The organism is Oscillospiraceae bacterium (genome assembly GCA_031265355.1).
Classification (GTDB): domain Bacteria; phylum Bacillota; class Clostridia; order Oscillospirales; family UBA929; genus JAIRTA01.
Genome location: JAISCT010000065.1, coordinates 1 through 10,468 on the forward strand (window position 1 = coordinate 1; position 10,468 = coordinate 10,468).

Annotated in this window: 7 protein-coding genes; 1 reads left to right on the forward strand and 6 read right to left on the reverse strand. The window is 61.2% G+C overall.

Annotation, left to right across the window (positions count from 1 at the left end; translation table 11 throughout):
* Nucleotides 1-115 precede the first annotated feature (115 nt).
* The 6 genes from LBK75_09940 to LBK75_09965 form a co-directional block, all read right to left on the reverse strand.
* On the reverse strand, nt 116-1,630 hold the full coding sequence (locus tag LBK75_09940) for a peptidylprolyl isomerase (protein ID MDR1158601.1): 1,515 nt from the start codon (nt 1,628-1,630) through the stop codon (nt 116-118).
* Nucleotides 1,631-1,891: 261 nt separating this feature from the next.
* On the reverse strand, nt 1,892-2,632 hold the full coding sequence (gene sigE / locus LBK75_09945; protein MDR1158602.1) for an RNA polymerase sporulation sigma factor SigE: 741 nt from the start codon (nt 2,630-2,632) through the stop codon (nt 1,892-1,894).
* 22 nt (nt 2,633-2,654) lie between these two features.
* The gene (locus tag LBK75_09950; GenBank protein MDR1158603.1) at nt 2,655-3,518 is read right to left on the reverse strand and encodes a sigma-E processing peptidase SpoIIGA; all 864 of its coding nucleotides are present in this window, start codon (nt 3,516-3,518) and stop codon (nt 2,655-2,657) included.
* Nucleotides 3,519-3,752: 234 nt separating this feature from the next.
* Nucleotides 3,753-6,176, reverse strand: coding sequence for a response regulator (locus LBK75_09955; GenBank protein ID MDR1158604.1), 2,424 nt, complete (start codon nt 6,174-6,176; stop codon nt 3,753-3,755).
* 359 nt (nt 6,177-6,535) lie between these two features.
* Complete coding sequence (locus LBK75_09960; GenBank protein MDR1158605.1) at nt 6,536-7,507, reverse strand: ATP-binding protein; 972 nt, start codon at nt 7,505-7,507, stop codon at nt 6,536-6,538.
* A gap of 90 nt (nt 7,508-7,597) precedes the next feature.
* On the reverse strand, nt 7,598-8,557 hold the full coding sequence (locus LBK75_09965) for a DnaD domain protein (GenBank protein MDR1158606.1): 960 nt from the start codon (nt 8,555-8,557) through the stop codon (nt 7,598-7,600).
* Between the two features lie 430 nt (nt 8,558-8,987).
* Between LBK75_09965 and LBK75_09970 the strand changes: the two genes are divergently transcribed.
* The coding region (locus LBK75_09970) for a S8 family serine peptidase (protein ID MDR1158607.1) at nt 8,988-10,468 on the forward strand (1,481 nt) is incomplete at its 3' end.

Consider the following 10,468-nt stretch of genomic DNA (forward strand, 5'->3'; position numbering starts at 1 on the left):
TGTGTCCCGGCCAGGCGCCGGGTTCCGCGAATACTTGTAGTATTCAAGGGTTCCGGCAACGCGGCCGGGGCGCAAAAGGGCAAGTCAAATGTACAGGTTATTTTTCGACAGACCCTTAGCGGAGGATCTTGACGTAACCCATGCCGAAGCTGTTCTCCGTGAGGGGGTAACGCTCGGTGACCTGGGTGTTGTAGTCGGTGAAGTCGCGCTCGCGCATCTGGTTTTGCGCGGCTTGCGCCCACGCGGGCAGACCGTTGCCGACAAAGTACATGACGTGGCAGCCGTAGTCGACGTCCACCAGGTCCGTGTCGCCCGGCTTGCGGGCGGGATCGAAGATCCAGGCGTCGAAGGCCGCCACCATCTGGTTCTTCATCACACCTTCGTACAACCCGCCGTCGCTTGCGGAACTGGTATCCTCGGTCTTCTCGGTGGCCAGCGCGGCGAAGGAATCCTCTGTCGCCTCTCCGGCCTTCCACTCGTTCAAAATCGCCTCGGCCTCGACCCTGGCCTGGGCCGCGTCCTTCTCGTCGCTCGTCAGAACCAGGATGTGACGCACGTCGACGACGGAGTATTCGTCGCGGTAACGCTTTAAAAAGTAGAGGACGTCGTAGGAGCTCGCGGTTTTGACCACAGCGTGGTCGCCGGCCTTGCGGGCCGGGTCCACGAGCCAGGCGCTCTGTTCCGTGCCCAGGGCGGCGCTGCCGGTGGCGGGGTCGGTGCCGAGGTACGTGTTCAGGCGCAGTGTAGCGCTGTCGTCCGCGTAGGTCGTCTCATCCAGCCCCAGGGTGGTCGCGTACTCACGGGCGAGTTCAGGAAACGAATTCTCGTCCGTTATCTTCCCGTTGAACTCGTCGGCCGTGGCCTGGGCGGAGGCGTCCAGCGCCGCGGTTTCCTCCTCGGATGGGGTCTCCCCCTCCTCGGTTTCGGGTTGCGGGATGGTGACGCTGAAGACCCGGTAGTCCACGACGTCGATGGCGTCCTTGTTTTCCGCGTAGTAGGCGTCGATCTCGTCCTGGGTATAGGTGAAGGACGCCTCCTTCTGCTGGAGCCACTGCTCGACGAGCAGCTGGCGCTCAAGCAGGCGCACGAAGGTGGCGCGGTTCATGCCGGCGCCATACTGCATCTCCAGCGCGCGCTGGAGGGAGAGCTGGTTGTCGCGGGCAAAAGTCTCAAAACTCTCAAGGCTGTCGGCCAGCGTCTGTCGGCTCTCCTCGGTCAGGGTCGTCATGCCGTTTTCATGGGCCTCGCGTTCCATCCCCACCGCGGTCTGGATGGAAGTATTCGTCTGCTCAAGGATAGAGTCGGCGAAGATCTCCTCATACTCGGCCCCGTAAGAATTCACGTAGTTGTTGCGGATGGTGTAATAGTAAAAATTGTACTCCGCCGGAGAGAGCTTCACATCGCCTGCCGCCACGGCGGTCAGCACGCGGTAGGTGAAACCCGTACCGTTGGCGACAAAATACCCGAGGCCGAGAACAATGGCGGCGACAATCAGGACGACGACGACACGGCCCACGACAGGGCTGATCTCGCCGGGGGCGCGCTGTCTCTTTTTCCGCTTTTTCTTCGGGTTGGCCAGTTCTTCCTGACGCAGTCTCTGTCTCTCTCTTTTCTCGCGGGATGCGCTCATGGGACATCTTCCTCTCCTGGCTGTATGATGCTTGACGGCCGCGCCCGCCATGCGGGCTGAGGCCACCCCCGCCGTATCCTGTGCAGGCTGCTGTACGGAGGCCGGCGTCCAAGCGGTATTTTTATTGTAAACGAATCGACGCCACATTGCAAGAGCGCAAGGCGTTTTTGTCACTTTGTGCTAAAACAACATCGCACCGCGCGCCGGGTGATGCGTTGCGCGGTGTTGCCCTCAAGGCGCTCGGTCGGGTAAGGGTCCCCGTTACATCATCCGGCTGATTTCCCGGCGCAGCCGCAGGAGGATCTTTTTTTCCAGCCGAGAGATGTACGACTGCGAGATGCCCAGGAGCGCGGCCACCTCCTTCTGTGTCCGCTCTCTGTGGCCGCCCAGGCCGAAGCGCATGGTGATGATGCTTCGCTCCCGCGGGCACAGTTTCTCAAGGGCGGCGGCCAGCAGGGTTTTGTCCACCGCCGCCTCCACCGGGCGCACGACGACGTCCGGTTCGGTGCCCAAAATGTCGGACAGCAGCAGCTCGTTGCCGTCCCAGTCGGTATTCAGGGGTTCGTCAAAAGAGATTTCGCTGCGCTGTCCGGCGCATTTGCGCAGGTACATCAGGATCTCGTTTTCGATGCAGCGGGAGGCGTAGGTGGCCAGTTTGATCTTCCGCTCAGGATTGAAAGTGTTGATGGCCTTGATGAGGCCGATGGTGCCGATGGAGATGAGGTCCTCCACGTGGATGCCCGTGTTCTCGAAGCGGCGGGCGATGTAGACGACGAGGCGGAGGTTGCGTTCGATCAGCGCCTGCCGGACATGCTCGCGCCCTTCGGCGAAGCGGCTGATGAGGTAATTCTCCTCATCATGGGAGAGCGGCGGCGGCAGGGTGTCGCTGCCGCCTATGTAAAAGATCTTCCCGGCCGCCGCGCCGTGAAACCCAAGCCAGGCCAGGAGCCTGTGGTACCGAACGAAGAGCCGGACACGCCATCCGGACCGATTCGCCTTCATGGAAAAACCTCCCAAGTTAGTTTTATTCTCCCACCACGGCGGAGTAGATACCCTCCGCGGACAATGCCGTGGGGGAAAGAGCCACCAAAAGGTTGTCGGTGCGGACCTGTCCGACCCTCACGGTATCTGGGCGAAAGGCCAGCAGAAAACCGCAGTCCACGCCGACGGCACGGTAGGGGATGAGACGAAAACGCCCGGCGAGGCCCAAAGCGGAGAGATGGACCAACAAAACCTCCGGCCGGCGCAGGGCCTTGTCGTCGATGAGCAGGGACGCCGCCGGGGGCAGGACGTCCCGCACCCGGTCGAGCTCCGTAACCATGACCGGAGCGCCGGTGAGCGGGTCCGAGAGGGTATTGCCGGTGTCGCGCAGGGCGGAGAACGCGGTCTCGCGGTCCGCCCAGCCGACGCGCACGCCGACGACGTCCCGCGCCGCGCCGCCGTGGCGGGCCGAGCGCCGGAAGACCAGCGTGAGCAGCAGATGACACACGCCGGTACCGAGCAGTAGCGTGGGCATGTTCAGCGGCGCGACGGGCACGCCGTTTTGCAGGAGACCCCGCCCGGTCACGAACTGCAGCGCCAGCAGACAGCCGCCCAGCGCGAAGGAGACGCCCCAGAACACCAGCACAAACCGAACGAACCGGCGCCAGGGCAGTCCGCCCAGCGCGGCGGCGGCCATCAGCAGCGCGGCCAGCGCCTTGCCCGGCCAGGCGGCGGCCAGATGTCCGGCCGGCAGGAAGACGAAGACGGCATACGCGCCGCCCAGCGCCGCGCCCAACCACAGCCGCCAGCGCCGGAACGGGCAGTCGATCAGGCGGGCGGCAGCCAGCAGCAACAGGTAATTGACCAAAGTATTGAGCGCGAACAGGGTATCCAGGTAGACGGTCACGACCAACGGCGTTCCTCCTCCCCGCGCGATTGGACCGCCTCCATTATAGCGCCCGTCCGACCGCGAAAACAGGCGAGGGCCGGCGGACATGAGATAATTGACAATGAATGAGGATTGCCCCGCGACACACTTTTGAAGCGTCGGTGGGGCAATCCTCAAACTGCATGCAAGTTACGCCGTCCACGGCTTTTTTGGTGCTCTTGGACGAATGCTGCACCCGCATCCGACAGACCCTTACACCGGGCGAATCGCTTCCAGCCGCTCGCAGATGGTGTCGTATTCCAGGTTGTCGAGCTGTTCCCGCAGCCAGGACACCAGATCCGCGCCGGTCTCGTAGCGGTATTCTTCCAGCGTCGTCATCGCCTCTTCCATCGCGCTCGCATCGAAGAGACGGCTCCCTTCCAATATCTTTTCCAGCAGCGCGCCGTCCGGCGCTTCTTTTGTGGGCTTTTCCGCCGCGCTCTCCATGTTCGACAGGAGCGCGCTCAAATCGGCCAGCAGGGTTTCCACCCGCGCCAAAAATGCGTTATTTTCTTGGCTGACCGAGGCGAAATCCCCCTGTTTGGCCGCCGCCTCCAGCGCCTCGGCCTGTCTGCCCACGGCGTCGGCACAGATGCCATAGCTGCTTCCCTTCAGCCCGTGTACCGCCACCGCGTAGGCCGGCAGCGTCTCCTCCGTGGGCGCGCGCAGCACCTCAAGCAGCGCCGGCATGTGCTTCATATAGGAACGGAGAATCGCCGCATAGGCCTTCACGCCGGTGTACTTTTGTACCCCGGCCTGTAAATCGACGCCGTCCGCGCACGCACCCTCAGGCAGTTCGTCCGGAGCGCCGCCGTCCTCTTGGGCGGCGGTTCTCTCCGCCTCCGCCTGCCGCAGCACCTCTTCGGTCTGCCGGTCCCGCACCCACTGGTTCAACAGCACGTCCAGCCGCATGACGTCGATGGGTTTGGAGAGAAAGGCGTTGAAGCCGTTTGCCAGAAACATCTCTTCGTTCCCCGCCAGCGCGTTTGCCGTCAGCGCGATGATCGGCACGGTCTCCGCGTAGGGAGTGCCGAGCCCGCGGATGAGCCGGGCGGCCTCCACCCCGTCCATCTCCGGCATCATATGATCCATAAACACCAGGTCGTACCGCACCCGCTCCGCCTCGATCTTTTCGATGGCGGCCCGCCCGCTCAGCGCGCAGTCCACGGTGAGCCCGTAGGGGAGCAGCAGTCCCTTCGCTACGTCCAAGTTTGTCGTCACATCGTCCACAACCAGGATTTTCCCGTACGGCATGTAGGCCCGCACGAGATTTCGGCCCCGGTTCCGCCTGTCGTCTATGAAACGGAACGATTCCAGATTTTCCACCGTGTCTTTGCCAATCTCCCGGGCGTCGATGATTTTTTGCCGGAAACGCACCGTAAAGACGCTGCCCTGGCCGTATTCGCTCTCCACAAAAATCGTCCCGCCCATCATGTCCACGAGCTTTTTGGTGATGGACAGCCCCAGGCCCGTTCCCTCAATTTTGCGGTTGGCGTGGACATCGAGTTGACTGTACTCCGAAAACAGCTTCCCAAGGTCCTCATGCCGGATGCCGGCGCCCGTGTCCCGCACCGTGAAGATGATCCACGCGTCGTCCCCTTGCCGCTCCCACGTCGTCTGGAAGAGCACAGCGCCCTCTCTGGTGTATTTGAATGCGTTGGAGAGCAGATTGTTCAATATTTGCTTGATCCGCAGTTCGTCCCCGTACAGCCGGGATGGCAACGTCTCGTCGATCTGCAGCTTGAACACGAGGGGTTTGGAGCCGATGCGCACAATGTTGAGCTGTACGGTGTCGTGGATCAGGCTCGGCGTGTCGTAGTCCAGCGGGATGAGCTCGAAACTGCCCGACTCGATTTTGGAGACATCTAAGATGTCGTTGATGATCCCCAGCAGGCTGGAACCTGAATTGTATATTTTTTCTAAGTCAGAACGAGTCTTCTGCGGCAGATCCATTTGGAGCTGGATTTGGGAGAGTCCGATGATGGCGTTTAAGGGCGTACGGATCTCATGACTCACCGTCGCCAGAAACGTACTTTTTGCCTGAGACGCCACCTCCGCTTTTTTCTTTTCCATATTGTACATATACATTTGAAATTTTATGGCAATACCAATGAACACGCTGACGATGAAAATAGACTGCGCGTCGTGTAAGATCACCATGGACAACGTGGCCAGCGGCCGCGGGAAAATGCGGGGGAATAGATCGTTGACGTACAGGCAGGCGGAGAATGACAGAATCTCCAACAGAACCATCACAAAACAGTCTCTTTTTTCCAACGCGAAAAACGTGAGGACGATGATCATCACAGCATACGCCGTGATGCCGCTTTCGACGCCTCCCACGGCATAGTACATAAACGGGAAAAAGACAAGAGAAGCAAACCCCAGCAGCAGCAGCGATCCCAGCCTGTACTTGCGGTACTTGCTGCAGAAATAAAATAAAAAGATGACCGAGATGTCTATGGCGACCAGCGTGCCGATTTCCAATGGATACGGTATCAGAAGACAGGTGACGACCGTGGTCGTCAGCATCGTGATAAGGGCGCTGGCAAAGAGCAGGTTAAATACCCGCGCGGCCAAGGGCTGACTGTCGGAGAAAAAATACTTGTCGAGCAGCCTGCGTATCCAGATGATCATAAAAACCGCCTCATCCAATTTCGTGGCTTTCCGCCGCCTGCCGCCTGCGTGTGAGCGCTCGCCGGCCGCCCTTATCTGCGGGCATGTGAGATCTCCCAGAATAAATCGCCGGCCAGCGACGGGCGAGGCTTTTGACACTTGAACCAGGTATTCTCTCTATATATATCGTGCGAAATGCCTCTCAGCAGCCATCTCCCGCCGGCATCTATGTAAAAATCAGGAAATTCAACAAAAAGCAAACTTCTATTGTTCACGATAAAGCGCAAAAAGCACAAGGCTCCATACGCATGGAAGGCCTTGTGCTTTTTTGTACGCTGTACGCTCCGCGATCCCGCGTCCCACTCCCGGGGCGGGGGTGCTCACGCCCGGTGTTTCCGCAGGTCCGCGCCGAAGAAGGGGAGGAGTTCGAAGGCTTCCAGGCGGGAGGTGATCTGGGGGGTGTAGCGGCTGCGCAGTTCCTCTTCGGTGAGACCGGAGACGAGAAGAGTCTGGCGACCGGCGCCGAGGCGGGCGCTGAGTATCTGATGAAACGCCGACTGCGCGAAAGGGGTGGCAAATTCGGCGCCCACATCGTCCAGGATCAGCAGGTCGCAGTGCAGCAGACGCCGCACCTCCTCCCCCGCGTTTTCGTCCCGGGCAAACTTCTGCGCCTCCATCAGGGCAAACGCGCCCGCGGCCGTCTCGCAGAGCACCCAGTGCCCGCGCTCGCAGAGCGCCCCGGCGATGCAGGCGCATAAAAACGTCTTCCCAAGCCCCGCGCCGCCGCGAAACAGCAGATTTGGAGAGTCGGGGCCAAACCGTTCGACATATTTGACGCAGTATTCACGCATGATGCCCATGTGGTTCCGCGGGGACAGGCCATGGGACGGATCTGTCTCCGCGGGGAAGCGCTGGAGGTCGAAGACGGCGAAAGTCTGCCCCACGATATCCAGCTTCTCGGACAGCACACGCCGCTGTTCACGGATGCACAGCCGGCGCAGACAGTCGCACAGCCGCCCGTCGGCCGTGGCGCCCGTGTCGCCGCACAGCGTACAGGCGGGCCGGTCGTCCAGCGCGTCCGGCGGATAGCCGCCCGCCGCCAACAGCGCGTCCCGCCGCGCACGCAGGGAGAGGTTGCGCGCCCGACAGCGCTCCAGAGCGGCTTCCTCGCCGGACAGAGTGTCGCGCACGGCGCGCAGCAGCCCGGCGCGCATCTCATCGTCGATGGCCTGCACGGCGGGCTGCGTCTCGTAGATCTCGGCGCGGCGCGCGGAGAGACGGACCCCGGCGGCGGCCTTATTCTGTGCCAACAACACCCGCGCCTGCCCCAGACAGACAGGATCCAACGCCATCTCACCAACCCCCTTTTTGGCCTCTTGATCCGATGGCTCAAAGAAAAGGAAAAATTTAACATATCAATGTCAACGCTTTGTCCTATTGCGTCATTCGCCTTTGACATAGCGCCGCATGCGCTCCACGGCCTCGCGCTCTCGCCGGCCGGGCACGGTTTTCGCGGCGGCGCTCCCGGGGGTCGGGGCTCCCGGCGTTCGCTTAGACGGCGCGGCGTCGCCGGCCTCGATTTCGCTAGGAGCGTGCAGGTTCTTCTCGTGCCAGCTCCGCAGGATGGAGTGCATGTATTTCCAATTGAGCGCGCCGGTCTTGAGTACGGTCTTGTCATAGGCCAGCGCAACGGCGTCGGGCGCGAAGCCCATCTCCGCCCATTCGGAGACATAACGACTCTCGCTGGGCGACGGCGCGCGGTTCTCAATACCCAGCAGCCGATAGACGCGGCTGCTGACCTGGCGCTTTGTCTCCTGCGTCTCGATGTAGCGTTCGGCCTTCTCCTCGGCGTCGATGCCTTTCTGCTCCCAAACAGCGGCCTCCTTGTCGATCTGGCGCATCGTGGGCGGGCGGCCGTCTTCGCCAAACCGACGGCGGGCGTCCTCCACGCAGTACGCCACCAGTAGCGAGATGACGCCGGGCGTCAGTCCGCGCCAATCATAGAGGCCGAAGAGGATCTGCAGGTCACTGCTGGAGAGGATCTTTCCCAGGCGGCGCTGCACCTCGTCCACCACATGGCGGAAGGCGGGGTCGCGTTTGATTCCCTGCGCCACCTCGGCCCCGGCATAGTCCGGACGCACATCGCTTACAGGCGGCGCGGCGGGGGCCGTCTCCCGCAGGACACCGGCCGTCTGCAAGAGCTGCAGAGCGTCCTTCAGCGCCGCGGCGGTCATCCCAAGCGCCGTGCAGGCCTTGGTGTCCAGGCATTTCCCCCGGTGAGAGAGCAGATAAAGATAGAGACGGGCGGCCTCGCCGCTGCCGGTGCCCAAAAGCGCCGTGACCGTCTCGTCTGTGATGGTATGTACGCCGCCGCGCGGCAAATCAAATGTGCGCTCGGTCATGCTTTTCCTCCCGCTTCGCGTCTTCCGGGCCGCGCCCCAAACAAGCGCCTCCGCAAAAAACAGGGTGCTTCCATTATACAGAGTCCGACGGGATTCGTAAAGTCTAAAATGCACCGGGAAAATGTAAAAATTTAACATCAATTCTACAGCGTCTGCGACGATTCGGGGGAATGCTATACAAGGAGCTGATGCGGCACTGCCCCGGTGCGCAAAAAAATTTCCATATTTTTTCGCAGGTCTTAAGTGAACAGAAACATGGAGAAATAATGAATTTTTTGTAAAAAACGGAGCAATCCGCAATAAACGATTGAAATCCGATAGGAATACAGGGGTTATTTACAAATAATCCCTGTATTCCTGAGAGAAAATTCTACGATATAAGAGGTGAACCATCTATTACCACCCAAAAATAGGCAGGGGGGCAAACAAAATGAAGCGACGTATGACCAGTCTCTTCCTGGCGTTTTCCGTACTATTCGTGACCACCGTGGCCGCCGTGGCGGCGCTGCTTCCGGAGCCGTCGCAGGACGCGCAGATACAATGGGAAGCAGACAGCCCATTCAGATACATGGTAGATGAACAACGACTGGAAAGCCCACCGCCGTCACAGGAAATACCCGGTACACCGGGCAGTTTCCGGGCGGCGGGTTTTTTTGCGTCCGAACTGACGACGCCCGTCTTGTCTCCGGAGACCGATCTGCGGGAGATGATGGCGCGGCAGCCAAGAGAAGTCGCCGTGCCGGAGGACCGCTACATCGTCAAGTACAAAGAGGGACGGGAGGCGGACTTCAAAGAAGCCGCCGCGCCGCTTGCGTTGGAATCGGACGCCGTGGCGCGGAAAACGCTGCCCGCGGAACTGCGGGCTGTCCCGAACCTCTCCGCGGCGCTGCCCGCGGGCGACTTTGCGGAACTGGACCGGCTGGAGACGCTGACACTGGCGGAGCCTATTTTGCCGAGCGAACTGGCGGAACAACTGGCGGAGTTGGGCGTGGCGGAGTATGTCGAATACATTTGCCCAGACTACAAGCTGTCGCTGGACAGCCTGTCATTGGAACTGACGGAGGGCACTGAAACAGAGACGACGACATCGTTCACGGAGACAGATATATCATCTACAGAGACGGAGACGACGTCCAACGTAACTGTTTCCCCGCCGTCGACCGGCGGTCCGCTGGCGCAGGCAACGCCTGTATTGGTGGCGGTGCTGGACACCGGCGTGGATGTGGGGCACACGTCGCTGGCCGGTTGCCTGACGCAGGGATTCAACGTAATGACCGGCGGCGATGATATATACGACGAGACCCGGCCGCTGGCATATTCCCACAGTACGCACTTGGTGGGCAGCATCTGCGGCGCGGCGGCGGAGACGGGCGCGGCGGTGGAGATCCTCCCGATACAGGTGTTTGAAAACGGAGTTGCAAGGACCAGTGACATATTGGCAGGAATTTCTTACGCGGAGGAGCAGGGAGCTGCCATTGTGAACTGCAGCTTCGGGACGACGGCGGAGAACCCGGCGCTGTACGAGGCGATACAAAACAGCAATATGCTGTTCGTCTGTGCGGCGGGCAACAACCGGCGCGACATGGCGGAAACGCCGTCATACCCGGCAGCCTACGACCTGCCCAATGTGCTAAGTGTGACATCTGTGAACGACGACGGCGGGTTCAGCTATTTCTCGAACTACGGCGAGACAGTCATAGACATCGCCGCGCCTGGCCGGGCCGTCGTATCCACATTGCCCGAAAATCGTACGGGCCCGATGACGGGGACGTCCATGGCGGCGAGCGTGGTAACGGGCGCGGCGGCGGCGGTGCTGTCGCTGACCACGCCGGACAGCGGAGCGGCTTACGACGCGGAGACGCTGCGCCGGCAGTTGCTGGCGACGGCGGACCGGCTGGAGAACCTGCAAAA